This window comes from Mesorhizobium sp. WSM4806 (genome assembly GCF_055811635.1).
The window spans coordinates 132,461-155,842 of the sequence record NZ_JBVVQZ010000014.1 but is presented as its reverse complement, the minus strand read 5'-3'; the positions used below and the strand labels follow the sequence as shown (position 1 = coordinate 155,842).

General features: G+C 62.5%; 22 protein-coding genes. 16 read left to right on the top strand and 6 right to left on the bottom strand.

The features are described 5' to 3' along the window. Positions 1 to 81 precede the first annotated feature (81 nt). The 4 genes from lnt (at position 82) to trmB (ending at position 4,604) form a co-directional block, all read left to right on the top strand. Positions 82 to 1,674: an apolipoprotein N-acyltransferase gene (gene lnt, locus AC0L2M_RS21705; protein ID WP_128174035.1), complete on the top strand. Its 1,593-nt coding sequence runs from the start codon at positions 82 to 84 to the stop codon at positions 1,672 to 1,674. A 140-nt stretch (positions 1,675 to 1,814) separates the two neighbouring features. Further along, positions 1,815 to 2,234, top strand: coding sequence for a helix-turn-helix domain-containing protein (locus AC0L2M_RS21700; RefSeq protein WP_023802110.1), 420 nt, complete (start codon positions 1,815 to 1,817; stop codon positions 2,232 to 2,234). A 328-nt stretch (positions 2,235 to 2,562) separates the two neighbouring features. After that, positions 2,563 to 3,876, top strand: a complete 1,314-nt coding sequence (metK, locus tag AC0L2M_RS21695; protein WP_473535844.1) for a methionine adenosyltransferase — start codon at positions 2,563 to 2,565, stop codon at positions 3,874 to 3,876. Between the two features lie 26 nt (positions 3,877 to 3,902). After that, the gene (trmB, locus tag AC0L2M_RS21690; RefSeq protein WP_473535843.1) at positions 3,903 to 4,604 is read left to right on the top strand and encodes a tRNA (guanosine(46)-N7)-methyltransferase TrmB; all 702 of its coding nucleotides are present in this window, start codon (positions 3,903 to 3,905) and stop codon (positions 4,602 to 4,604) included. A gap of 81 nt (positions 4,605 to 4,685) precedes the next feature. Here the strand turns inward: trmB and AC0L2M_RS21685 are convergent, their stop codons facing one another. Beyond that, the gene (locus AC0L2M_RS21685) at positions 4,686 to 4,850 is read right to left on the bottom strand and encodes a hypothetical protein (RefSeq protein ID WP_095517012.1); all 165 of its coding nucleotides are present in this window, start codon (positions 4,848 to 4,850) and stop codon (positions 4,686 to 4,688) included. Positions 4,851 to 5,171: 321 nt separating this feature from the next. Between AC0L2M_RS21685 and rimP the strand changes: the two genes are divergently transcribed. From rimP to AC0L2M_RS21635, 10 genes are all read left to right on the top strand, one after another. Continuing rightward, positions 5,172 to 5,816: a ribosome maturation factor RimP gene (gene rimP, locus AC0L2M_RS21680; protein WP_128174033.1), complete on the top strand. Its 645-nt coding sequence runs from the start codon at positions 5,172 to 5,174 to the stop codon at positions 5,814 to 5,816. A 48-nt stretch (positions 5,817 to 5,864) separates the two neighbouring features. Beyond that, complete coding sequence (nusA, locus tag AC0L2M_RS21675) at positions 5,865 to 7,460, top strand: transcription termination factor NusA (protein WP_023802116.1); 1,596 nt, start codon at positions 5,865 to 5,867, stop codon at positions 7,458 to 7,460. 38 nt (positions 7,461 to 7,498) lie between these two features. After that, positions 7,499 to 8,149 (top strand): RNA-binding protein, encoded by a 651-nt coding sequence (locus AC0L2M_RS21670; RefSeq protein ID WP_287175350.1) that lies wholly within the window; start codon positions 7,499 to 7,501, stop codon positions 8,147 to 8,149. Then, entirely contained in the window at positions 8,146 to 10,713 is a 2,568-nt protein-coding gene (infB, locus tag AC0L2M_RS21665) for a translation initiation factor IF-2 (protein WP_023802118.1), read from the top strand. The genes AC0L2M_RS21670 and infB overlap by 4 nt, the downstream gene beginning before the upstream one ends. Positions 10,714 to 10,944: 231 nt before the next feature. Then, positions 10,945 to 11,382, top strand: coding sequence for a 30S ribosome-binding factor RbfA (gene rbfA, locus AC0L2M_RS21660; protein WP_128169859.1), 438 nt, complete (start codon positions 10,945 to 10,947; stop codon positions 11,380 to 11,382). Further along, positions 11,382 to 12,344, top strand: a complete 963-nt coding sequence (truB, locus tag AC0L2M_RS21655) for a tRNA pseudouridine(55) synthase TruB (RefSeq protein ID WP_287217761.1) — start codon at positions 11,382 to 11,384, stop codon at positions 12,342 to 12,344. The genes rbfA and truB overlap by 1 nt, the downstream gene beginning before the upstream one ends. Before the next feature lie 43 nt (positions 12,345 to 12,387). Continuing rightward, positions 12,388 to 13,482, top strand: coding sequence for a magnesium/cobalt transporter CorA (gene corA / locus AC0L2M_RS21650; RefSeq protein ID WP_473535842.1), 1,095 nt, complete (start codon positions 12,388 to 12,390; stop codon positions 13,480 to 13,482). A 77-nt stretch (positions 13,483 to 13,559) separates the two neighbouring features. Further along, on the top strand, positions 13,560 to 13,934 hold the full coding sequence (rpsO, locus tag AC0L2M_RS21645) for a 30S ribosomal protein S15 (RefSeq protein WP_274609416.1): 375 nt from the start codon (positions 13,560 to 13,562) through the stop codon (positions 13,932 to 13,934). 405 nt (positions 13,935 to 14,339) lie between these two features. Then, the gene (gene pnp, locus AC0L2M_RS21640; RefSeq protein WP_473535841.1) at positions 14,340 to 16,487 is read left to right on the top strand and encodes a polyribonucleotide nucleotidyltransferase; all 2,148 of its coding nucleotides are present in this window, start codon (positions 14,340 to 14,342) and stop codon (positions 16,485 to 16,487) included. Between the two features lie 91 nt (positions 16,488 to 16,578). Then, positions 16,579 to 17,592 carry a class I SAM-dependent methyltransferase gene (locus AC0L2M_RS21635; protein WP_473535840.1) on the top strand — a complete coding sequence of 338 codons (1,014 nt, stop codon included), beginning with the start codon at positions 16,579 to 16,581 and terminating at the stop codon, positions 17,590 to 17,592. Between the two features lie 137 nt (positions 17,593 to 17,729). Here AC0L2M_RS21635 and fabI read toward each other — a convergent pair whose 3' ends face one another. From fabI to fabA, 3 genes are all read right to left on the bottom strand, one after another. Next, complete coding sequence (gene fabI / locus AC0L2M_RS21630) at positions 17,730 to 18,542, bottom strand: enoyl-ACP reductase FabI (protein ID WP_023802125.1); 813 nt, start codon at positions 18,540 to 18,542, stop codon at positions 17,730 to 17,732. 11 nt (positions 18,543 to 18,553) lie between these two features. Continuing rightward, positions 18,554 to 19,774 (bottom strand): beta-ketoacyl-ACP synthase I, encoded by a 1,221-nt coding sequence (fabB, locus tag AC0L2M_RS21625; RefSeq protein WP_023802126.1) that lies wholly within the window; start codon positions 19,772 to 19,774, stop codon positions 18,554 to 18,556. 113 nt (positions 19,775 to 19,887) lie between these two features. Beyond that, positions 19,888 to 20,406: a 3-hydroxyacyl-[acyl-carrier-protein] dehydratase FabA gene (gene fabA, locus AC0L2M_RS21620; protein WP_023802127.1), complete on the bottom strand. Its 519-nt coding sequence runs from the start codon at positions 20,404 to 20,406 to the stop codon at positions 19,888 to 19,890. A gap of 242 nt (positions 20,407 to 20,648) precedes the next feature. Here fabA and irrA point away from each other — a divergent pair, with 242 nt between their 5' ends. After that, entirely contained in the window at positions 20,649 to 21,080 is a 432-nt protein-coding gene (gene irrA, locus AC0L2M_RS21615; protein WP_023802128.1) for an iron response transcriptional regulator IrrA, read from the top strand. A gap of 70 nt (positions 21,081 to 21,150) precedes the next feature. Here the strand turns inward: irrA and AC0L2M_RS21610 are convergent, their stop codons facing one another. After that, on the bottom strand, positions 21,151 to 21,708 hold the full coding sequence (locus tag AC0L2M_RS21610; RefSeq protein ID WP_473535839.1) for an SH3 domain-containing protein: 558 nt from the start codon (positions 21,706 to 21,708) through the stop codon (positions 21,151 to 21,153). Positions 21,709 to 21,867: 159 nt separating this feature from the next. On the opposite strand from AC0L2M_RS21610, the gene AC0L2M_RS21605 reads away from it, so the two are divergent. Then, positions 21,868 to 22,869: a 2-hydroxyacid dehydrogenase gene (locus tag AC0L2M_RS21605; RefSeq protein ID WP_023802130.1), complete on the top strand. Its 1,002-nt coding sequence runs from the start codon at positions 21,868 to 21,870 to the stop codon at positions 22,867 to 22,869. 28 nt (positions 22,870 to 22,897) lie between these two features. Here the strand turns inward: AC0L2M_RS21605 and AC0L2M_RS21600 are convergent, their stop codons facing one another. Then, positions 22,898 to 23,380, bottom strand: a complete 483-nt coding sequence (locus tag AC0L2M_RS21600; RefSeq protein WP_287281055.1) for a GNAT family N-acetyltransferase — start codon at positions 23,378 to 23,380, stop codon at positions 22,898 to 22,900. Between the last annotated feature and the right edge of the window lie 2 nt (positions 23,381 to 23,382).

The following is a 23,382-nucleotide window of genomic DNA, read 5'->3' as shown; positions in this document are numbered from 1 at the left end:
CTGGCTGAAGCATGGCCGTTTGGAGCGTGGACTGCGGCCTGATAAATCTTCTGCCGTGATTCGCACGACTCGGAAGCATCGATGAAGCGCCTGGCCGGCCGGATAATTCTGCTGTGGGGCTGGCGCCGCGCGCTTGTGGCGTTTCTTGCCGGTGCGCTGGCGGTTCTTGCCCAGGCGCCTTATGATTTCTTCGCCGTCTGTTTCGTTTCGTTTCCGCTGCTGGTCTGGCTCCTCGACGGCGCAACCGGCGAAGCCTCCGATGGCTGGTTCCGGCATTTGCGGCCGGCCTTCGCCGTCGGCTGGTGGTTCGGCTTCGGCTATTTTCTCGCCGGATTGTGGTGGATCGGCTCAGCACTCCTAGTCGAGGCCGACAGTTTCGCCTGGGCGCTTCCCTTCGCAGTGGTCGGAATTCCGCTGGCGCTCGCCTTTTTCTATGGCTTCGCGACAGCGGTTGCCCGGCTGCTGTGGAGCAACGACATCGGCCGCATCGCCGCCCTTGCCTTCGGCTTCGGCTTGGCGGAATGGCTGCGCGACTTTCTGTTCACCGGCTTTCCCTGGAATGCCGTCGGCTACGCGGCGATGCCGGTGCCCTTGCTTATGCAGAGCGTGTCGGTGACCGGCATGGTCGGCATCAACGCGCTGGCGGTCTTCGTCTTTGCCTTGCCGGCCCTGCTTGCGGCGCGCCGGCATGTCCGCCTGGGGGGTGCACTGGCTGCCGTTCTCGTCGCGGCCCATGTCGGCTTCGGCTCTGTCAGGCTTGCTGCCAAGGTCGAACCCGCAACCCGCGCAATCGACGTCCGCATCGTGCAGCCGGCCGTCGACCTCAGCGAAAAGTGGGACCCTTCAGTGCCCGACCGGATCTTCGCTACACTGATGGGGCTTTCGGCCAAGGCGCCAGAGAATGGTCATGCCAAGCCGCAATTGATCCTGTGGCCGGAAACCTCCGTGCCGTTTTTTTTCGCCGAACGTCCCGATGCGCTGACCGCGCTGGGAGAGATGCTTGGCGACGGCCAGACGCTGATCGCCGGCGTCGTCCGGGAGGAAGGCGGGTCGGCGGAAGATGCCGACAGGCGGTACTACAATTCGGTGGTGGCAATCGACGACAAGGGTCAAATCGCCGATGCAGTCGACAAGGTTCATCTGGTGCCCTTTGGCGAATATCTGCCTTTTGCCGACCTGCTTGGCCGCTTGGGGCTCAAACAACTCGTCGCCGGGCCGACAACCTACGCGGCGGGCAATGAGCGGCACCCGATCGCGTTGCCCGGCGGCATCCGTGTGCTTCCGTTCATTTGCTACGAAGTCATCTTTCCCGATCTGGTGGCGGTTGACGCAACGTCAGCTGAGCTTATTGTGAATGTCACGAACGACGCGTGGTTCGGTGACACGCCGGGTCCGTACCAGCATTTCAGGCAGGCGCAGATTCGTGCGGTGGAGAACGGGGTGCCATTGTTGCGTGCAGCCAATAACGGCATTTCCGCTGTCGTCGATCCGCGCGGACACATCCTTGACGCGCTGGCAATCGACGCCCGCGGAGCCATCGATGTCCACGTGCCGATTTCCAATCGAGCCATCGTTTCTTCCAGCCAAAGACGCATTAATGGACTGATGATCATGTTGCTGTTCGCTCTCGCCGCTTTCACAATGAATGTAAGGCAACGGCTACGGGCGAATTGACAGTCGACACATTAGAAACTCATACTGTAACCGCCTGAAATTTCTCGAAGTCAGCACGTCGGTTCTGTTGGGGCACTGGCCGCCGGCTTCGTTTTGGGCAGAAAAAACACAAAAAGCCGGAAAAATTCGGCGAGGAAAAAATGGCAGAAGAAAACAAGAAGAAGCCGAATCCTATCGACATCCATGTGGGAAGTCGCATCAGGCTTCGTCGCAATATGTTGGGAATGAGCCAGGAAAAGCTGGGCGAGAACCTCGGTATAACGTTTCAGCAGATACAGAAATACGAAAAGGGTACCAATCGCGTTGGCGCCAGCCGTTTGCAGGCAATCGCCTCGATACTGGGTGTGCCCGTCGCTTTCTTTTTCGAGGACGCGCCGGGCCAGGAGGCCGTGGGCAACCGCGGATTTGCCGAGGATGCATCAATGGCTTCTGCCGTCGAATTCTGCGGCAGTCCTGAAGGTCTTCAACTCAACCGGGCCTTCGTCAAGATCACCGACGTGAAGATACGCCGCAAGGTTATCGAGCTTGTGAAGGCCCTTTCCTCCGACGCAGTCGATTGATTACGCAGATTGGTCTGGGTCGATTGATTGGGTAGCGGTTGAAAAGTCGAAGATAGCGAAGCCGTCATTGCGGGCAGGCAATTTCTTGCGATCTCGCGCATCGTGGAATTTACATCCCGCAGGCGTGCAGGAGGGCGGATCGATTTTGCTCGACAGCCATGCTCAAAGTCTTTCTCCATCAACGTGTTGAAGCTAAAGCACGTGCTGGAGCCAAGCAGGCTGGCGGCCTCCTGCCGGCGGTCAAAGTGGTACAACATAATGGTGCCCACCGCTTGACGAGCGCTGCTCGACACAGCTAACACGTGGCGCGCCAATCGGCAGCGTGCCGATGATTTTTCAAGAGGGGACACCCGTGACGCGGCAAAACTATCTATTCACCTCGGAATCCGTTGCCGAGGGTCATCCCGACAAGGTCTGCGACCGTATCTCCGACGAGATCGTCGATCTGGTCTATCGCGAGGCCAGAAAGACCGGCATGGACCCCTGGAAGGTCCGCGTCGCCTGCGAAACGCTGGCGACCACGAATCGCGTCGTCATCGCCGGCGAGGTGCGCGTCCCCGAGACCCTGCTCAAGAAGGACAAGGGCGGCAACATCCTGATGGATGCCGCCGGTCATCCGCTCGTCAATCCGGCCAAGTTCAAGTCGGCCGCCCGCAAGGCGATCCGCGAAATCGGCTATGAACAGGCTGGTTTCCACTGGAAGACGGCAAAGATCGAGGTTCTGCTGCATGGCCAGTCGCCGGATATCGGCCAGGGCGTCGACAATGCCTCCGACCGGCAAGGCGAGGAAGGGGCCGGCGACCAGGGTATCATGTTCGGCTATGCCTGCCGCGAGACCCCGGATCTGATGCCGGCGCCGATCTACTACAGCCACAAGATCCTCGAACTGCTGGCCGCCGCGCGCCATGAAGGCAACGGCGATGCCGGCCGGCTCGGGCCGGACGCCAAGAGCCAGGTCACCGTCCGCTATATCGACGGCAAGGCGGCGGAAGTGACGCAGATCGTGCTGTCCACCCAGCATCTCGACGCCAACTGGGATTCGAAGAAGGTTCGCAACGTCGTCGAACCCTATATTCGCGAGGCGCTGGGCAACCTGAAGATCGCCGACAGCTGCAACTGGTACATCAACCCGACAGGCAAGTTCGTCATCGGCGGGCCCGACGGCGACGCCGGCCTGACCGGGCGCAAGATCATCGTCGACACTTACGGCGGTGCTGCGCCTCATGGCGGCGGGGCTTTTTCCGGCAAGGACACCACCAAGGTCGACCGTTCCGCGGCCTATGCGGCCCGCTACCTCGCCAAGAACGTGGTGGCGGCGAAGCTCGCCGATCGCTGCACCATCCAGCTTTCCTACGCCATAGGCGTGGCCCAGCCGCTGTCGGTCTATGTCGACCTGCACGGCACCGGCAGGGTCGATGAGGCAAAGCTCGAGCAGGCGCTGCGCACCGTGATGGATCTGTCGCCGTCCGGCATCCGCCGCCATCTCGATCTCAATAAGCCGATTTATGCCAAGACGTCGTCTTATGGTCATTTCGGCCGCAAGGCCGGCCGCGACGGGTCCTTCTCCTGGGAAAAGACCGACCTCGCCAAGGCTCTGAAGGACGCACTCGCCGAAGCGCCTGCCGAAGCAGTCGCGGCCTAGCCGCGGCGTCCATAGATCCGGAAGACATGGATCCGAAAGACCGGCCAAGCCGTGCGACCGAAGCATTTTTCGGTCGCCGGCGCGGCAAGGCCATCCGTCCGCAGCAGGCAGCGGCACTGGAAAGCGGTTTTAGCACTTACCGGCTTGATCTGACGGCCGGACCGCCGGCCGACTTGCGCAGCCTGTTCGAAGCCGATGTCCGCGCCATTCATCTCGAAATTGGTTTTGGTGGCGGCGAGCACCTGCTGCATCGGGCGACGGCGGTTCCTGAGACCGGTTTTGTCGGCGTCGAGCCTTTCGTCAACGGCATGGCCAAGATGATGATGGCGGTCAGGGAACGGCCGCTTGCCAATCTTCGGGTCTATGACGACGACGCCACGCGCCTGCTCGACTGGCTCCCGCAAGCCTCGCTCGACGGCATCGACCTTCTCTATCCCGATCCCTGGCCGAAGAAGAAACACTGGAAGCGCCGCTTCGTCAGTCCGGTCAATCTCGACCGTTTCGCGCGCGTGCTGAAGTCAGGCGGAACATTCCGCTTTGCGTCCGATATCGATAGCTATGTGAACTGGACGCTGCTGCACTGCCGGGCACATGAAGCGTTTGCGTGGCAGGCTGAAGAGGCAGCCGACTGGCAGCGGCCCTATAAGGGTTGGCCGGGTACACGCTACGAGGCGAAGGCCGTTCGCGAAGGCCGGCGGCCAGCCTACCTCACCTTCGTCCGAAGATAGTCCTATTCAAAGCGCGCCTAGCGCACTTTGCCGTCGACGAGGACCAGAGATGTCCTCGTCCCTGCGTCGCCGGACTTAGACTTAGAAGCGGCCGATCTTGTTGAAGGCGGCCGGATCCATGCCGAGATTGCGCAGATCGCGTGCGCGCGGCTTGCGGCCGGCTTCGACGGCGTGCGAAGCGGCGACGGCGCTGCCGAAGACGGTGAAGAAATCGCCGATGGCCGAGAAAACCTTGCGGTTGGTCATGATTATGCCCTTTCGCCTGCTGCAATGCGTGATTGATTTTGTGCAACGCAACATAGATAGGCGCGTACTGCCTGATATCACAGGGACGTTGGCGCATGGCCGCCATGCGCCCTGTGCAACGCTGCCGCCCCCGACAGTTTCGCCCACCCTGCATGCGGACGATTCATCTGCTTACCGACACGGACTGCATGCGGGCTTGAAACGACGGCTGCGATCGTCTATATCAGGCTCAAATTCTTGGTCGGTATGGCGAAGAGTGGGTCCACCCGGTCCCGCTCTTTTTTGTTACCTTCCGGCCGCCGACGAAGCGACAGGAATAGAATGACGGCAACGGTACCCGACAGCGACGACCGCATCATCCGCGAAAGCGGCATCGATGCGCGCATCGCGCTGATCGTGCAGCCGGTTCTGCGTGCCATTGGCTTCCGCCTTGTCAGGGTGCATCTGACGGGCCAGAACGGGCTGACGCTGCAGATCATGGCCGAACGCGAGGACGGCACCATGACCGTCGAGGATTGCGAAGAGGTCAGCCGGGCGGTGTCGCCGGCGCTCGATGTCGATGATCCGATCGAAAAGGCGTATCATCTCGAAGTGTCGTCGCCGGGAATCGACCGGCCGCTGGTCCGCAAGTCGGATTTCGCGACCTGGACGGGCCATCTGGTGAAGATGGAAACCTCGGTCCTCGTCGCCGACCGCAAGCGCTTCAAAGGCAAGATCGCCGAGAGCGACGCGGACGGCGTGCTGATCGAGCGCGACAAGGCGGCCTATGGCGAACAGCCGACGGTGCGTGTGCCCTACGATTCGATTGCCGAAGCACGGCTGATCCTGACCGACGACCTTATCCGCGACGCACTGTCGAAGGACAACAGGGCGCGCAAGGAAGCCAAGAAGCGCCGCGGCGAGCCCGAAGACGCGCCAGAGAGCGTAGAAGCGGGCGTAGAAGATGAAACCGAACAGGAAATGTGATTGGGCTGCCGGGCGCAAAGGCTCGGCAACAAGCTCGGGAGAAAAAAGATGGTTGTAAGCGCAAACAGGCTTGAACTGCTGCAGATCGCCGATGCGGTCGCGCGTGAGAAGTCGATCGACAAGTCGATCGTCATCGCCGCCATGGCCGATGCGATCCAGAAGGCGGCGCGCTCGCGCTATGGCCAGGAAACCAACATCCGTGCCGACATCAATCCGAATACCGGCGAGATGAAGCTGCAGCGGCTGATGGAAGTGGTGGAGAAGGTCGACGACTATGCGACGCAGATCGCCATATCCTCGGCGCGTGAGCGCAATCCCGACGCCCAGCTCGGCGACTTCATTGCCGAACAGCTGCCGCCGATGGATTTCGGCCGCATCGCCGCGCAGTCGGCCAAGCAGGTCATCGTGCAGAAGGTGCGCGAGGCCGAGCGTGACCGCCAGTACGACGAGTACAAGGACCGTATCGGCGAGATCGTCAACGGTACTGTCAAACGCGTCGAATACGGCAACGTCATCGTCGATCTCGGCCGCGGTGAGGCGATAATCCGTCGCGACGAGCTGATCCCGCGCGAAAATTACAAATATGGCGATCGCGTCCGCGCCTATGTCTATGACGTGCGCCGCGAGCAGCGCGGTCCGCAGATATTCCTGTCGCGCACCCATCCGCAGTTCATGGCGAAGCTGTTCACCATGGAAGTGCCGGAAATCTACGACGGCATTATCGAGATCAAGTCGGTCGCCCGCGATCCGGGTTCGCGCGCCAAGATCGCCGTCATCTCGCGTGACAGTTCCATCGATCCGGTCGGCGCCTGTGTCGGCATGCGCGGCAGCCGCGTTCAGGCGGTGGTCGGCGAATTGCAGGGCGAGAAGATCGACATCATTCCGTGGTCGCCTTCGGCCGCTTCCTTCATCGTCAACGCGCTGCAGCCGGCGGAAGTCGCCAAGGTCGTGCTCGACGAGGACGCCGAACGCATCGAGGTCGTGGTGCCGGACGACCAGCTGTCGCTGGCCATCGGCCGCCGCGGCCAGAACGTCCGGCTCGCCTCGCAGCTCACCGGCTGGGATATCGACATCCTGACCGAGCAGGAAGAGAGCGAGCGACGCCAGAAGGAGTTCGTCGAACGCTCGGCTCTGTTCATGGATGCGCTCAACGTCGACGAGATGGTCGGCCAGGTGCTCGCCTCCGAAGGCTTCACCAGCGTCGAGGAAGTCGCCTATGTCGATGCCGACGAGATCGCGTCGATCGATGGCTTCGACGAGGACACCGCCTCGGAAATCCAGGCTCGCGCCCGCGAATATCTGGAGAAGATCGAAGCCGAGCATGACGAGAAGCGTAAGGCGCTCGGCGTCAAGGACGAGTTGCGTGAGATTCCAGGCGTGACCACCGCCATGATGGTGACGCTCGGCGAGGATGGCGTGAAGACGATCGAGGATTTCGCCGGCTATGCAGCCGATGATCTGACCGGCTGGAAGGAACGCAAGGACGGCGAGACGAAGGTATTCCCGGGCGTGCTCGCCAATCACGGCGTGTCGCGGGCCGATGCTGAACAGATGGTTCTGGCTGCTCGCCTCAAGGCCGGCTGGATCACCGAAGACGAGCTTGCAGCCGAAGACGTGCCGGCTGACGAAGCCGTTGGTGCGTGAGGTGAAACCGCATCGCACACAAGCCGCCCTTGGACGAGATGAACGATCGCACTTGCATCGTCACGCGCAGACAGGCCGAACCGGATGAACTGATCCGTTTCGTCGTCGGCCCGGATTCGGCCGTCGTTCCGGATATCAAGAAAAACCTGCCCGGACGCGGTTGCTGGGTGACTGCCGACCGCCTACATATCGACAAGGCGGCAGCGAAAAACCTGTTCGCTCGCGCCTTCAAGGCGCAGGTGACCGTGCCGACCGATCTCGGCGACATGGTCGACGGGCTGCTTTCCAGATACGCTCTGGGCATGCTCGGTCTTGCCCGCAAGGCAGGCGCGATCGCGCTCGGCGCCACCAAGGTCGAGAGCGCGGTGCGTGGCGGGCTGGCGCTTTTCGTGTTGCATGCGACCGAGGCGTCAGATGACGGCGTCCGCAAGATCAGCCAGGCGCGACGGGCAACCGTCCACCTCGGTGGCCCCGCCATCCTTGCCTACAAACTTTTCTCCGAGGCCGAGTTGAGCTTGGCATTGGGGGGTACAAATGTGATACATGCTGCCGTTCTCGCGGGAGACGCGGGCAGGGCGGTCCAGAAGCGCATGGTTGCGCTCGACCGGTATCGGGGCGGTTCCCCGGACGATCTGGCAATGCTTGCGGCCGTTGCTGACGAAGATGATGCCGCAGAGGATATGGAATGAGCGATACGAAATCGGGCGACGACAAGACGTTGAGTGTTACGCCGAAGAAGACTTTGACGCTGAAGCGCCCCGGTACGGAACAGGGCACCGTGCGCCAGAGCTTCTCGCATGGCCGCACCAAGGCGGTCGTGGTCGAGACCAAGAAGCGCAAGTTCTCGCTGCCCGGTGACAAGCCGGAGCCGGCTGCTGCCCCTGTGTCCGTCTTCACCCCGAAGCCACCGGTCGCGGCAGCGCCGGTTGTGCAGGAAGCCCCCAAGGCGCCGCCGCCTCCGCCGCCGGTCGAACGTGGCGGCATGGTGCTGAACCAATTGTCGCGCGATGAAATGGAGGCGCGCCGCCGGGCTCTTGAGGGTTCGAAGGTGCGCGACGTCGAGGATCGCCAGCGCGCCATCGACGAGGCCAAGCGCCGCGCCGAGGATGAAGAGCGCCGCCGTCGCGAGCGCGAGGAATCCGCGCGCCGCCAAGCCGAGGAAGAAGCCCGGCTGCAGGCCGAGGCCGAGTCCCGCCGGCGTGCCGAGGAAGAGGCGCGCCGCCGCGCGCCGCTGACTGCCGAACTGGCGACAGTCGACGACGAGGACATCAAGCCGAAGCGGACCGGCGCCGGCGCCCCGGTGCGCCGTCCGGTCACGCCGGAAGTGGCGCGTCCGGCCAAGCCGACCAAGGGCGAGGAAGATCGCCGCCGCGGCAAGCTGACGCTGAATGCCGCACTTTCCGATGAGGATGCGCGTGCGCGTTCGCTGTCGTCGATGCGTCGGCGCCAGGAGAAATTCAAGCGCGCGCTGCATAACGAACCGCGCGAGAAAGTCATGCGCGAAGTGATACTTCCCGAAACCATCACCATCCAGGAACTGGCGCAGCGCATGTCCGAGCGCGCCGTCGATGTGGTCAAGTTTTTCATGAAACAGGGCCAGATCCTGAAGCCGGGCGACGTCATCGACGCCGACACGGCCGAACTGGTCGCTACCGAATTCGGCCACACGGTTCGCCGCGTCGCCGAGTCCGACATCGAGGAAGGCCTCTTCAACATCGCCGATCGTCCCGAGGATCTCGAGCCGCGTCCGCCGGTGGTGACCATCATGGGCCATGTCGATCACGGCAAGACGTCGCTGCTCGATGCCATCCGCAATGCCAATGTTGTGTCCGGCGAGGCCGGCGGCATCACCCAGCATATCGGCGCCTATCAGGTCGAGAAGAACGGTAACAAGATCACCTTCATCGATACGCCCGGCCACGCCGCCTTCACGGCAATGCGCGCCCGTGGCGCTCAGGCGACCGACATCGCCATCCTGGTAGTGGCGGCCGACGACAGCGTGATGCCGCAGACGATCGAATCGATCAGCCATGCCAAGGCGGCCGGCGTTCCGATCATTGTGGCGATCAACAAGATCGACAAGCATGACGCCGACCCGCAGAAGGTGCGCTCGGAACTACTGCGCCACGAAGTCTTCGTCGAATCGATGGGCGGCGAGGTGCTGGACGTCGAAGTGTCGGCGACCAAGGGCACCAATCTCGACAAGCTGCTCGAAGCGATCCTGCTGCAGGCCGAAATCCTCGACCTGAAGGCCAATCCGGACCGCACCGCCGAGGGCGTCGTCATCGAAGCTCAGCTCGACAAGGGCCGCGGCCCCGTCGCCACGGTGCTGGTCCAGACCGGCACGCTGATGCCTGGCGACATCCTCGTTGCCGGTAACGAATGGGGCCGGGTGCGCGCGCTGGTCAACGACCGTGGCGGGCAGATCAAGGAAGCGCCGCCGGCGATGCCCGTGGAAGTGCTCGGTCTGCAGGGAACCCCGCAGGCCGGCGACCGCTTCGCCGTCGTCAACAACGAGGCCCGCGCCCGCGAGATCACCGAATATCGCCAGCGTCTGGCGCGTGAGAAGGCGGTGGCCAAGCATGCCGGCCAGCGTGGTTCGCTCGAACAGATGATGTCGCAACTGCAGACGAGCGGGCTGAAGGAATTCCCGCTGGTCATCAAGGGCGACGTGCAGGGCTCGATCGAGGCGATCAGCGCAGCGCTGGACAAGCTCGGCACCGACGAGGTGCGTGCGCGCATCGTTCATGCGGGCGCCGGCGGCATCACCGAAAGCGATGTCTCGCTGGCGGAAACCTCGGGCGCCGCAATCATCGGCTTCAACGTTCGCGCCAATGTGCAGGCGCGTGCGGCGGCTGCGGCCGCAGGCATCGAGATCCGCTATTACTCGATCATCTACAACCTCGTGGATGACGTGAAGGCGGCGCTGTCCGGCCTGCTGTCGCCGGAGCGTCGCGAGACCTTCATCGGCAATGCCGAGATCCTCGAGATCTTCGACATCACCAAGGTCGGCAAGATCGCCGGCTGCCGTGTCACCGAAGGCAAGGTCGAGCGCGGTGCGGGCGTTCGCCTGATCCGCGACAACGTCGTCATCCACGAAGGCACGCTGAAGACGCTGAAGCGCTTCAAGGACGAAGTTGCGGAGGTTCCGGGTGGCCAGGAATGCGGCATGGCCTTCCAGAACTACGAAGACATGCGCGTCGGCGACGTCATCGAGTGCTTCCGCGTCGAGATGGTGACCAGGACGCTCTGAGCTGAGTTCGAGCAACTTGAGTTCGAGCATTTACAGACCGGGCGGTGGTCGAAAGGCTGCCGCCTAAACCATGATCCCGAAAAGTGGTATCCGGTTTTCGGAGAAGATCATGGTCAACAAAAAATAGAGCCTGATCCATTCCGATTTCTATCGGGATGGATCAGGCTTTAAAGCATATGAGACATGCGGCGCGGTCCCATCCCGTGCCTCACGATTTCAGGATAGAGAAAAATGCCCCGTTCAACCACGTCAGGTCCATCCCAGCGCATGCTTCGCGTCGGCGAGCAGGTGCGGCATGCGCTGTCGGAAACCTTGCAACGTGGCGAGATCCTCGATCCGCTGATCGAGAATTCGGTGGTTTCGGTCTCGGAGGTGCGCATGTCGCCCGATCTGAAGATCGCCACCGCTTTCGTCTCGCCGCTTGGCGCCAGTGATGCCGATGCGGTGGTCGAGGCGCTCAACAAGCATGCGAAATTCGTGCGCGGCCGCGTTTCCGGCGCGCTCCGGCAGATGAAGTACATGCCGGAATTCCGCTTCCGGCTCGACACCAGCTACGACAATTTCCAGAAGATCAACGAATTGTTGCACTCGCCCGAAGTGGCGCGCGATCTCGGCCCAGACGCCCAGATCGGCGACCAGAACAAAGACAACGACAAGGACGAAAAATAGTGGCGCGTCGCGGCAAGAAGAAGGGTCGGCCGATCTCCGGCTGGCTGGTGCTGGACAAACCCGTCGGCATGGGTTCGACCGAAGCCGTCTCCAAGATCAAATGGCTGTTCCAGGCGGAAAAGGCCGGCCATGCCGGCACGCTCGACCCGCTCGCTTCCGGCATGCTGCCGATCGCGCTCGGCGAAGCGACCAAGACCGTCCCCTATGTCCAGGATGGCGCCAAGGTCTACCGCTTCACGGTTGCCTGGGGTGAGGAGCGTTCGACCGATGACCTCGAAGGGCCGGTGACGAAAAGCTCCGACCAGCGTCCGGCTGAAGCCGATGTGCTTTTGCTGATGCCGAAATACACCGGCGTCATCATGCAGACGCCGCCGCAATTTTCGGCCATCAAGATCGCCGGCGAGCGCGCCTATGATCTTGCCCGCGACGGCGCGACGGTCGACATTCCGGCGCGGGAAGTCGAGATCGGCCGCCTCGACCTGATCGAGCACAGTGCTGACAGCACCATTTTCGAGGTCGAATGCGGCAAGGGCACCTATGTCCGCTCGCTGGCCCGCGACATGGGCCGCGATCTCGGCTGTTTCGGTCACATCGCCGAACTGCGCCGGATCGAGGTCGAGCCGTTCACGCAGGAAGACTTCGTCACCATCGCCGAGCTGGAAGCCGCCCGCTTCGGCGAACAGCCCGATGAGGGTTCGGATTCAGCGGACACGGTGCCGGTCGACTTCGACGCCATCGACGCGTTTCTGGTCGACACGTCAGCCGCGCTCGACTGCCTGCCGCAGATCGCGATCAGCGACGACGCGGCAACAAAAATCCGCCTCGGCAACCCGGTCATTATCCGTGGCCGCGACGCGCCGGTGGAAGCCGAGGAAGCCTGCGCCACGGCGCGCGGCAAGCTGGTCGCCATCGGCGCCATCGAGCAAGGCATGTTCAAGCCGAAGCGGGTCTTTGCCGGCTGAGCCCCCTCGTCTAATCTCGATCAGAGGTACATTCGAGGGGCACATGGCAAAGGCCGAGACGATCAGGAAGCGGGCGCCGGTGACAGCACGGCGGCCGCCGATCGGCGCATCACCAGGCACACTGATCGCCGACCCTGCGGCGCGGCGCAGCGAACTGCGACTGACACTGATGTCGCCCGACAAATTCGAGACAATCGAAGATGCCAGCATCAACGACCTGAATGCTCATTGCAACGCATGGCCGGTCATCTGGCTCGATTGCACTGGTCTCGCCAACATCCCGCTGATCGAGGAGATCGGCCGGATTTTCAGCCTGCATCCGCTGGCGCTGGAAGACGTCGTCAACACCGGCCAGCGGCCGAAGGTGGACTTCTTCGAGGACCATGCCTTCGTCGTCGTCAGGATGATCGACGACGTCACCGCGCATCGCTACGAGCAGATCGCGGTCTTCTTCGGCAGGAACTTCGTCGTCACCTTCCAGGAGCGCGAAGGCGATCCGTTCGATCCCGTGCGCAAGCGCATCGAAAGCTCGATGCCCAACCGGCTGCGCTCACGCGGCGCCGACTATCTCGCCTATGCGCTGATCGACGCCATCGTCGACAGTTATTTCCCGCCGATCGAGTCCGCCGGCGATTTGGTCGACAGCATCGAGGACCAGATGCTGCGCGCGGCGGACAAGCACCAGATGCGGCGGCTTCACGAGTTGCGGCGCGACGCCAATGTGCTGAAGGGGGTGCTTTGGCCGATGCGCGACGCGCTGGCGACGCTGATCCGCAACGACGTGCCCTACGTCAAGCCCGAGACCAAGATCTTCCTGAACGACACGCTCGATCACTCGCTTCGGCTCATCGAACTGGTCGAAACCCAGCGCGACATGCTGACCGGTCTGATCGAGATGCATCTGTCGCTGAGTCAGGCACGCACCAGCGACGTCATCAGCTATCTGACGATCGTCTCGGTGATCTTCATCCCGCTCACCTTTCTCGCTGGCGTGTGGGGCATGAACTTCGACCCCGAAGCCTCGCCATGGAACATGCCGGAGCTGAAGGCCCAATACGGCTATCCGGCAGCGCTGGTGTTCATGGCCGTTGTCGCGCTCGGGCTTGTCGCCTTCTTCAGATGGAAGAAGTGGCTTTAGCCGAGGCGAAATCTTCGTTTGTGCAGCAAAAAGCCGGCTTGTGAATTGGGCTGGTGTTTTTGCCTGAATTGCCCTATATGCGCCGCAGCATCGTGCAATGCCACGTTGCTTGTACCGGCCCCTGCTGGACGACATCCCGGCCGAGGGCGTCCCGTTTCCTCAAACAGATAAGGAAAAACACGATGTCGATTACTGCCGAGCGCAAGAAGGAATTGATGGGTGAATTCGCAACCGCCAAGGGCGATACCGGGTCTCCGGAAGTCCAGGTGGCCATCCTTTCCGAGCGCATCAAGAACCTGACCGACCATTTCAAGGACCACAAGAAGGATAACCATTCCCGCCGTGGTCTGCTCGCTCTCGTCTCCCAGCGCCGCAGCCTGCTTGATTATCTCAAGCGCAAGGACGACGCGCGCTATCAGACGCTGATCGAGAAGCTCGGTCTGCGCCGTTGACGAATTGACCGGCGGGTTCTTTCGAGAGCCCGCCGGTCGCGCATTGGAGCAGTCCATTGCTCCAATGAAGGAAGTAGAGCGCCGCGCTTCGATTTGGACGCGCACATGGGACGCTCTGAAACTTTGAATTTGCGCAAGGCATTTCCGAGAGCCGCGGTTCTCGGGTCGTGCGCAAGGCCAGTCGGATCGATTGGCCAGACCCGGTTTCGAGATAGCACAGGGCCATTCGAAACCGCCCATGGACGGTCATGGGGCAGGATTGCAGGACGCTCGCGCGGCACCCGCGCCGGATTTACCCGAGCTTCCCGTTGTCTTGCCCGTGGCTGCCCGAGAACGAAGCCAAGGGAAAGGGGCATTCGCGCACGGTGAAATGGCGCGGCCCTTTCCGCATATGAAGGACAAGACATGTTCAATCACCACAAAGTGGAAATCGAATGGGGCGGCCGTCCGCTCATCCTCGAAACCGGCAAGATTGCGCGCCAGGCTGACGGCGCGGTGCTCGCCACCTACGGCGAAACCAAGGTTCTCGCCACCGTCGTTTCGATGAAGGAACCAAAACCCGGCCTCGACTTCTTCCCGCTGACCGTCAACTACCAGGAAAAGACCTATGCCGCCGGCAAGATCCCGGGCGGCTATTTCAAGCGCGAAGGCCGTCCGAGCGAAAAGGAAACGCTGGTTTCCCGTCTCATCGACCGGCCGATCCGCCCACTCTTCGCTGACGGTTACAAGAACGACACGCAGATCGTTGTCACCGTGGTCCAGCATGATCTCGAAAACGACCCGGACATCCTGTCGATCGTCGCCACCTCGGCGGCTTTGACGCTGTCCGGCGTCCCTTTCATGGGTCCGATCGGCGGCGCCCGCGTCGGCTACATCAACGGCGAATATGTGCTCAATCCGCATGTCGACGAGATGCAGGAATCCAAGCTTGACCTGATCGTCGCCGGCACCTCCGACGCCGTGCTGATGGTCGAGTCCGAAGCCAAGGAACTCGGCGAGGATCTGATGCTCGGCGCCGTCATGTTCGGCCATCGCGGCTTCCAGCCGGTGATCGACGCCATCATCAAGCTGGCAGAAGTCGCCGCCAAGGATCCGCGTGACTTCACCGCGCCGGATTATTCGGCGCTTGAAGCCGAGATGCTGAAGATCGTCGAAAGCGAGCTTCGCGATGCCTACAAGATCACCGACAAGCAGAAGCGCTATGCCGCCGTCGACGCCGTCAAGGCGAAGGTCAAGGCTGCGTTCGCACCCGCCGAAGGCGAAGAAGCCAAGTATACGTCCGAGCAGATTGGCACCGTGTTCAAGGAGCTCCAGGCCAAGGTCGTGCGCTGGAACATCCTCGACACCGGTTCGCGCATCGACGGCCGCGATCTGAAGACGGTTCGCAAGATCGTCTCCGAAGTCGGCGTCCTGCCGCGCACCCACGGCTCGGCGCTGTTCACCCGCGGCGAGACCCAGGCGCTGGTCGTCGCCACGCTCGGCACCGGCGAGGACGAGCAGTATGTCGATTCGCTGACCGGCATGTACAAGGAAAAGTTCCTCCTTCACTACAACTTCCCTCCCTATTCGGTCGGTGAAACCGGTCGCATGGGGTCGCCCGGCCGCCGCGAGATCGGCCACGGCAAGCTCGCCTGGCGCGCGATCCGCCCGATGCTGCCGACATCGGACCAGTTCCCCTACACGCTGCGCGTCGTTTCGGAGATCACCGAGTCCAACGGCTCGTCGTCGATGGCTACCGTCTGCGGCACCTCGCTGGCGCTGATGGATGCCGGTGTGCCGCTGGCCAAGCCGGTCGCCGGCATCGCCATGGGCCTGATCAAGGAAGGCGAGCGCTTCGCGGTGCTCTCCGACATCCTCGGCGACGAGGACCATCTCGGCGACATGGACTTCAAGGTTGCCGGCACCGCCAACGGCATTACCTCGCTGCAGATGGACATCAAGATCGAGGGCATCACCGAGGAGATCATGAAGATCGCGCTGGATCAGGCCAAGGACGGCCGCCAGCATATCCTCGGCGAAATGGGCCATGCGCTGTCCGGCGCGCGCTCCGAACTCGGCGAATTCGCGCCGCGCATCGAGGTCATGCACATCCCGACCGACAAGATCCGCGACGTGATCGGCTCGGGCGGCAAGGTCATCCGCGAGATCGTCGAAAAGACCGGCGCCAAGATCAACATCGAGGACGACGGCACGGTCAAGATCGCTTCGTCCAACGCCAAGGAGATCGAGGCGGCGAAGAAGTGGATCCACACCATCGTCGCCGAGCCGGAAGTCGGCGAAATCTACGAGGGCACGGTCGTCAAGACCGCCGACTTCGGCGCTTTCGTCAACTTCTTCGGTCCGCGTGACGGCCTCGTCCACATCTCGCAGCTCGCCAATGATCGCGTCGCCAAGACTTCGGACGTCGTCAAGGAAGGCGACAAGGTCTGGGTCAAGCTGATGGGCTTCGATGAGCGCGGCAAGGTCCGCCTGTCGATGAAGGTTGTCGACCAGGCCACCGGCAAGGAAATCGCCCGCGACAAGAAGGCCGACGGCGAAGAAGACGCCGCCTGAGCGATCTGACCGTACAATCGAAACGGGCGCGCCGACAGGTCGCGCCCGCTTTCATTTTCTGGTCAAGCCAGCTGCACTTCGAGATCGAAAAATGTCCGCCGAGCCGCTGAAGACACTGTTCCATCCGTTCGAGGCCGAGGCTGTTGCCTTGCCGCGTAAGGGCGAGCGTGTCCTCTTTCTGGGCGCTGAGCCGGGCTTCCGCCTGCCCGAAGGTTTTGATGCAGCACTGCATCTGGTGCAAGGCTTCCGGCCGCACTTTCGCGCGCTGCAGGCGGCCGGTTTCACCGTCACGCCGCGCCTGGAGGGCGAAGGTTTCGATGCGGCATTGGTGCTTGCCGGCCGCCATCGCGGGCAGAACGAATTGCGCATCGCCGAGGCGATTGAGCGTGTGCGGCCGGGCGGATCGATTGTCGTTGCCGGCGCCAAGGACGATGGCATTGCCAGCCTGCGCAAGCGCATCGACGAGCTTGTGCCGCTCGACGGCCATTTGCCGAAACATCACGGCATCGCCTTCTGGTTTCATCAACCTGCCGATGCCGCGGTCGCAGCGGCACTTCGCGCCGCCAATCCAGCCCTTCTGGTCGAGGATCGGTTCCGCACCGCACCAGGCATGTTTTCTTTCGACAAGATCGATGCAGGTTCGAGATTGCTGGTCGACAATCTGCCCGGCGACCTGCGTGGCAGCGTTGCCGATTTCTGCGCCGGCTGGGGCTATGTGGCGGCCGAGGTCGCCGCCCGCTCACCTGGCATATCGGCGCTCGATCTCTACGAGGCCGAGTTCGATGCGCTGGAGGCGGCGAAATTCAATATCGGCAACACAGCGGCGGAACCCGGTTTCTTCTGGATCGATCTTTTGAGCGAGCCGGTCGAGCGGCGCTATGACGCCGTCGCCTTGAACCCGCCCTTCCATCGCAGCCGGGCGGCCGAGCCCGAGATCGGCGCCGGCATGATCCGCGCCGCGGCAAAGGCGCTGAAGCCGGGCGGTCGGCTGTTCATGGTGGCGAACCGCCAGCTTCCCTACGAGCCGGTGCTGGCGGCCGCCTTCTCCAGCCATGCCGAGATCGCCCGCGACGGCATGTTCAAGATTTTCGCGGCGCGCCGCTGAAGGCTGGTTCACGGGGACCAATGCATGTCGCGCAAAAGTGCGCAGCGGTTTTGCGATAACGACATGCATAAACAAGAACTTAAAGCGCATGAATCCATTCAAACGCGACGCGCTTTAAGGCATCTTCTGCGGCCGAATTACTCTCGTCCGCTGTCGGTCCGCTTCAGCTCGTCGAGCGCCGGCATCGAGACGATGTGGTAGCCGGAATCGACATAGTGGATTTCGCCGGTGACGCCCGACGACAGGTCGGACAGCAGATAGAGCGCGGAACCACCGACTTCGTCGATGGTCACTGTGCGGCGCAGCGGCGAATTGCGCTGCTGGTAGGAAAACATGTGGCGTGCGTCGGAAATCCCGGCGCCGGCCAGTGTCCGCACCGGTCCGGCGGATATGCCGTTCACCCTGATGCCGCGCGGGCCGTAGTCGTTGGCGAGATAGCGGACGCTGGCTTCAAGCCCGGCCTTGGCGACGCCCATGACGTTGTAGTTCGGCATGACGCGGACCGAACCGGCATAGGTCAGTGTGATCATCGAGCCGCCGTCCTTCATCAGCGCGGCCGCATGACGGGCGACCTCGGTGAAGGAATAGCAGGAGATGACCATGGTGCGGACGAAATTGTCGCGGCTGGTGTCGGCGTAAAGGCCTTTCAGCTCGTTCTTGTCGGAAAAGCCGATGGCGTGGACGACGAAGTCCAGGCCGCCCCAGGCCTCGCCCAAGGTCTCGAAGGTAGCGGCAACCGATGCGCTGTCCTCGACGTCGCAAGGCACGACCAGCGAGGAGCCGAGCTTGTCGGCGAGCGGCTTGACCCGGCGCCCGAAGGCTTCGCCCTGATAGGTGAAGGCGAGTTCCGCCCCATGTTCGGACAGTTTCCGGGCGATGCCCCAGGCGATCGAATGGTCGTTGGCGACACCCATGACAAGCCCGCGCTTGCCCTTCATCAATCCGTCCATGGCGGCAGTCCTTATGCGGAATAGCGCTGGAAAATCAGCGTTGCGTTGGTGCCGCCGAAACCGAACGAGTTGGACAAGACGGTGTCGATCCTGGCATCGTCGATGCGCTCTCGCACGATCGGCATACCCTCGAATTCCGGATCGAGCTGCTCGATATGGGCGCTCTCGCCGATGAAGCCGCCTTGCATCATCAGGATCGAGTAGATCGATTCCTGCACGCCGGCCGCACCCAGCGAGTGGCCGGTCAGTGATTTCGTCGAGGTGATGAACGGCATGTTTTCGCCGAACACCTCGCGGATCGCGCCCATTTCCCTGGAATCGCCGACCGGCGTCGAGGTGCCGTGCGTGTTGATGTAGTCGACCGGCGAAGAGACGGTCGCCAGCGCCTGCCGCATGCAGCGCACCGCGCCTTCGCCCGAGGGCGCCACCATGTCGAAGCCGTCCGAGGTCGCGCCATAGCCGACGACCTCGGCGTAGATCTTGGCGCCGCGCGCCTTGGCGTGCTCGAGCTCTTCCAGGACCAGCACGCCGGCGCCGCCGGCAATGACGAAGCCGTCGCGATCGACGTCATAGGCGCGCGAGGCAGCCGATGCCCGGTCGTTGAACTTGGAGGACATGGCGCCCATCGCGTCGAACAGGTCCGACATCGTCCAGTCGAGATCCTCATGGCCGCCGGCGAAGATCATGTCCTGCTTGCCCCACTGGATCAGTTCGTAGCCATTGCCGATGCAATGCGCCGAGGTCGAGCAGGCCGAAGAGATCGAATAATTGACGCCGTGGATCTTGAACCAGGTGGCGAGCGTCGCCGAAGCGGTCGACGACATCGCCTTCGGCACCGCGAACGGGCCGATTCGCTTGGGGCTGCCGTTCTTGAGCGTGGTTTCAGCGGCTTCGACGATGGTTCTGGTCGATGGTCCGCCCGATCCCATGACGATACCTGTGCGCTCATTGGTGATGTCGCTCTCGCCAAGTCCAGCGTCCACGATAGCCTGGTCCATGGCGACATGGTTCCAGGCCGCACCTTGCGACAGGAAGCGCATGGCGCGGCGATCGATCAGCGCCGAGGGGTCGAGCGTCGGCGCTCCCCAGACCTGGCAGCGGAAGCCGTGTTCGGCGAAGGAATCGGAGAAGCTGATGCCGGATCTGGCATCATGCAGCGAGGCCTGCACCTCGTTGGCATTGTTGCCGATCGACGACACGATGCCGAGGCCTGTCACTACGACCCGTCTCATTCGCAACTCCTTCCAGCGCATGAACCCGAAACCTGCCGGACAAGGATGCGCAAATTAAGTTCTACAGCTTCCTTTGCGCCTCCCGCGGGCTCGCCGCGCTGCGCAGGCGCCGGTCAGGCGGCGGCCGATTGCTTGGACAGACCCACCTTGAGATCCGTTGCTGCGTATATGGGTTCGCCATCCGCCTTCAGCCAGCCGTCAGCGATACCCAGCACCAGCCGGCCGCGCATCACGCGCTTGAAATCCACGCCATATTCTACCTTCTTGACCGACGGCGTCACCATGCCTTTGAATTTCACTTCGCCGGTCGACAGCGCCATGCCCTTGCCCGGCTCGCCGAGCCAGCCGAGGTAGAATCCCGTCAATTGCCACATGGCGTCGAGGCCCAGGCATCCCGGCATGATCGGGTTGCCGATGAAGTGGCAGGCGAAAAACCACAGGTCCGGCTTGATGTCGAACTCGGCGCGGATGAAGCCCTTGTCGAAGGCGCCGCCAGTCTCGCTGATTTCGGTGATGCGGTCGAACATCAGCATCGGCGGATAGGGGAGCTGGGCGTTTCCAGGTCCGAACAGCTCGCCGCGGGCGCAGGCAAGCAGTTCCTCGTAATCGTAGCTGGATTTCGAAACCGCCATCAGTCTCCGTCCCCAATAATCGTCCGGGCGGTAGCGCGCCCTTGTCGTTGGTTCCTAGCACAATCTATTTCCGGCCGGAAACCGGCGTTTGCGCTTAACCTGCCCGCCTGCCACGGTCAATGCGCGCTATTGATCGTATTCGGCCGACAGAATATATGTCGGGGGATGTCCAGGTTCGGTCAATGTTCGTTTTTTGCCGTTCTGGGCAGCTCTTGAGGCGAAACTTGAGCTTGGACGGATAGATGGATCTGGGCTGCCGGAAGGAAAATGTCGCTGTGGACAAGCGGGTTCGCGAAGCTGGCCTGAGGCCGACGCGTCAGCGCATTGCGCTGGCCGATCTGCTTTTTGCCAAAGGCGACCGCCATCTGTCGGCCGAGGAACTGCACGAGGAGGCGATCGCCGCCGGCGTGCCGGTATCGCTCGCCACCGTCTACAACGCCCTTCATCAATTCACCCAGGCGGGCCTTCTGCGCATCCTGGCCGTCGAGGGGTCGAAGACCTACTTCGACACCAACACCTCCGATCACCATCATTTCTACATTGAGGGCGAAAACAGGATTTTCGACATCGCCAGCGGTCCTGTCACGGTTTCCAACCTGCCGGAGCCACCGGAGGGGATGGAGATCGCCAATGTCGATATCGTCGTGAGGCTGCGCCCCAAACGCTGCGAGTGATCGGCTCGTCATAAGGCCGCGAGATACCGTTTCGCCGGTATCGGCCTCCGGACTCGATCGGCAAGAAGAGTCAGTCCTTGACGCGTTCGCCGGGATAGGCGCCCCAGACCAGCGACTGGGCGAGCCAGCCGGTGTGGCCATTGAAGGTCATTTCGCACCACTCGCCGTCACAGGACTTGATCGTGCCCATGGCGCCCGGCTCGACGATTGCGACGATGCCGGCATCCTTTTGCGGGTCGTCGAGAAGGTTGATTCGGGCATCCTTGCCGCGCTGCCAGGGTGCTACGATCGCCGTGCGGCGACCGGAAAGCAGCGACTGGTTGATCCAGCCTTCCGAGCCGTCGGCATCGCGCACCCGACGCCAGGTGTCGAATTCCTGAATGATCTCCATCGGCAGGCCGGGCTTCATATACATCCAGTCGACGGAATAGTTGACGCCTGGTCCGACGCGGGAGTTGACGCGGCCGGCTTTCAGGCTGACGAAGCGCGGCAGCGGCAGGCCGCTCGGCCCGAGCGTGACGCTCTGGGTCGGTGCTGCCGCATTCTGTGCCACCACATCCGGGGAATAAAGCAGAGCGCCGAGAAATGCTGCGCTGAGGGCCAGGCGGAGCGACGCGAAACCAGACACTTTCGTTCCCTTTCGGCGCCGGCTCATCGGCCTTGGCGCCCCCTTTTTCTTTGTCTTCGGCGGAACCTCTTGTTACATGGAGAACTGGCACCGCGACCGGCCTGCAGTTTCGCCTGTCTTGGTTAAAGAGGTCTCAACGAGGTCGGGTTCGAGGAAACAATGGTAGGCAGAAAAAGGCCCCTCGTCGTCATCACGCGCAAGCTGCCCGACCCGGTCGAGACCCGCATGCGTGAGCTGTTCGACGCCCGGCTGAATGTCGAAGACCGGCCGATGACGCAGCCGGAACTGGTCGCGGCGGTCAAGGAAGCCGACGTGCTGGTGCCGACCATAACCGATCAAATCGACGCGGCGCTGATCGCTCAGGCCGGCGACAACCTCAAGCTGATCGCCAATTTCGGCAACGGCGTCGACAAGATCGACGTGTCAGCAGCAGCGAAGAAGGGCATTACCGTCACCAACACGCCGAACGTGCTGACCGAAGATACCGCCGACATGACCATGGCGCTGATGCTGGCGGTGCCGCGGCGGCTGGCGGAAGGCGCCAATGTGCTGACCGGCGACAAGAAATGGGCCGGCTGGTCGCCGACCTGGATGCTCGGCCGGCGTATCTGGGGCAAACGCCTCGGCATTGTCGGCATGGGCCGCATCGGCACCGCCGTCGCCCGGCGGGCCAAGGCGTTTGGCCTGTCGATCCACTATCACAACCGCCATCGCGTGCTTGCCGCGGTCGAGGATGAGCTGGAGGCGACCTATTGGGAAAGCCTCGACCAGATGCTTGCCCGCATGGACATCATTTCGGTCAATTGTCCGTCGACGCCGGCGACCTTCCATCTGCTTTCGGCGCGGCGGCTGGCGCTTCTGCAACCGTCCGCTTACATCGTCAACACGGCGCGCGGCGACATTATCGACGAGGACTCTCTGGTCAAGCTGATCCAGGACGGCAAGATTGCCGGCGCCGGGCTCGACGTCTACGAGCATGAGCCGGCGCTGAACAGCAAATTGCTGAAGCTCGCCGCCAAGGGCAAGGTCGTGCTGTTGCCGCATATGGGGTCGGCGACGCTCGAAGGCCGGATCGACATGGGCGAGAAGGTGATCATCAACATCCGCGCCTTCTTCGATGGCCATCGGCCGCCGGATCGCGTACTGCCGCTGCGGACGTGACCGGCTGCCATCTTAAATTAGCGTATACTTACAAAAGCACCTTGCGCATGGTGATCGAGGTCGGTCGGTCATAGCCACTGTGCGCCGTCCGTTTCGTTTCGCGAAAGCCAAGGCGGGCAAAGGCCGCGTGATTCCCGGTCAATTCGATCCGCGTCTGAAGCTCGATCGCAGGCTTGCCGCGGTCGCGGGCAAGGTCCTCGACAGCTTGCATCAGCCGCCTGGCAATGCCTTGTCCCTGAAAGTCCGGTTCGACCGCGAGCTTTCCGACATAGAAATCGTTGGCCCGCTCGAGGACAAAAACGCAGCCGACAATCCTGCCGTCGTTCAGCGCCGCAAAGCCCGTCTCCTGCCGGGCCTTGTCGCGGAGATTCTCGACCGTAAGCCGATGCGCTGACGATGGCGGATCGATGACGCCGTCCATGGCAGCGAAGGCGCGCATGATCAGCGCCAGCACCTCGTCCCAACGCTCGAAATCGGCCGGAAGCTGCGCGACGGAAACCAGGCTGCCCAAAA

Excerpts from the sequence above, each read along its gene's own strand:
- lnt (WP_128174035.1), top strand. The coding sequence starts at position 82 with ATGAAGCGCCTGGCCGGCCGGATAATTCTGCTGTGGGGCTGGCGCCGC.
- AC0L2M_RS21700 (WP_023802110.1), top strand. The coding sequence starts at position 1,815 with ATGGCAGAAGAAAACAAGAAGAAGCCGAATCCTATCGACATCCATGTG.
- metK (WP_473535844.1), top strand. The coding sequence starts at position 2,563 with ATGATTTTTCAAGAGGGGACACCCGTGACGCGGCAAAACTATCTATTC.
- trmB (WP_473535843.1), top strand. The coding sequence starts at position 3,903 with ATGGATCCGAAAGACCGGCCAAGCCGTGCGACCGAAGCATTTTTCGGT.
- AC0L2M_RS21685 (WP_095517012.1), bottom strand. The coding sequence starts at position 4,850 with ATGACCAACCGCAAGGTTTTCTCGGCCATCGGCGATTTCTTCACCGTC.
- rimP (WP_128174033.1), top strand. The coding sequence starts at position 5,172 with ATGACGGCAACGGTACCCGACAGCGACGACCGCATCATCCGCGAAAGC.
- nusA (WP_023802116.1), top strand. The coding sequence starts at position 5,865 with ATGGTTGTAAGCGCAAACAGGCTTGAACTGCTGCAGATCGCCGATGCG.
- AC0L2M_RS21670 (WP_287175350.1), top strand. The coding sequence starts at position 7,499 with ATGAACGATCGCACTTGCATCGTCACGCGCAGACAGGCCGAACCGGAT.
- infB (WP_023802118.1), top strand. The coding sequence starts at position 8,146 with ATGAGCGATACGAAATCGGGCGACGACAAGACGTTGAGTGTTACGCCG.
- rbfA (WP_128169859.1), top strand. The coding sequence starts at position 10,945 with ATGCCCCGTTCAACCACGTCAGGTCCATCCCAGCGCATGCTTCGCGTC.
- corA (WP_473535842.1), top strand. The coding sequence starts at position 12,388 with ATGGCAAAGGCCGAGACGATCAGGAAGCGGGCGCCGGTGACAGCACGG.
- rpsO (WP_274609416.1), top strand. The coding sequence starts at position 13,560 with ATGCGCCGCAGCATCGTGCAATGCCACGTTGCTTGTACCGGCCCCTGC.
- pnp (WP_473535841.1), top strand. The coding sequence starts at position 14,340 with ATGTTCAATCACCACAAAGTGGAAATCGAATGGGGCGGCCGTCCGCTC.
- AC0L2M_RS21635 (WP_473535840.1), top strand. The coding sequence starts at position 16,579 with ATGTCCGCCGAGCCGCTGAAGACACTGTTCCATCCGTTCGAGGCCGAG.
- fabI (WP_023802125.1), bottom strand. The coding sequence starts at position 18,542 with ATGGACGGATTGATGAAGGGCAAGCGCGGGCTTGTCATGGGTGTCGCC.
- fabB (WP_023802126.1), bottom strand. The coding sequence starts at position 19,774 with ATGAGACGGGTCGTAGTGACAGGCCTCGGCATCGTGTCGTCGATCGGC.
- fabA (WP_023802127.1), bottom strand. The coding sequence starts at position 20,406 with ATGGCGGTTTCGAAATCCAGCTACGATTACGAGGAACTGCTTGCCTGC.
- irrA (WP_023802128.1), top strand. The coding sequence starts at position 20,649 with ATGGATCTGGGCTGCCGGAAGGAAAATGTCGCTGTGGACAAGCGGGTT.
- AC0L2M_RS21605 (WP_023802130.1), top strand. The coding sequence starts at position 21,868 with ATGGTAGGCAGAAAAAGGCCCCTCGTCGTCATCACGCGCAAGCTGCCC.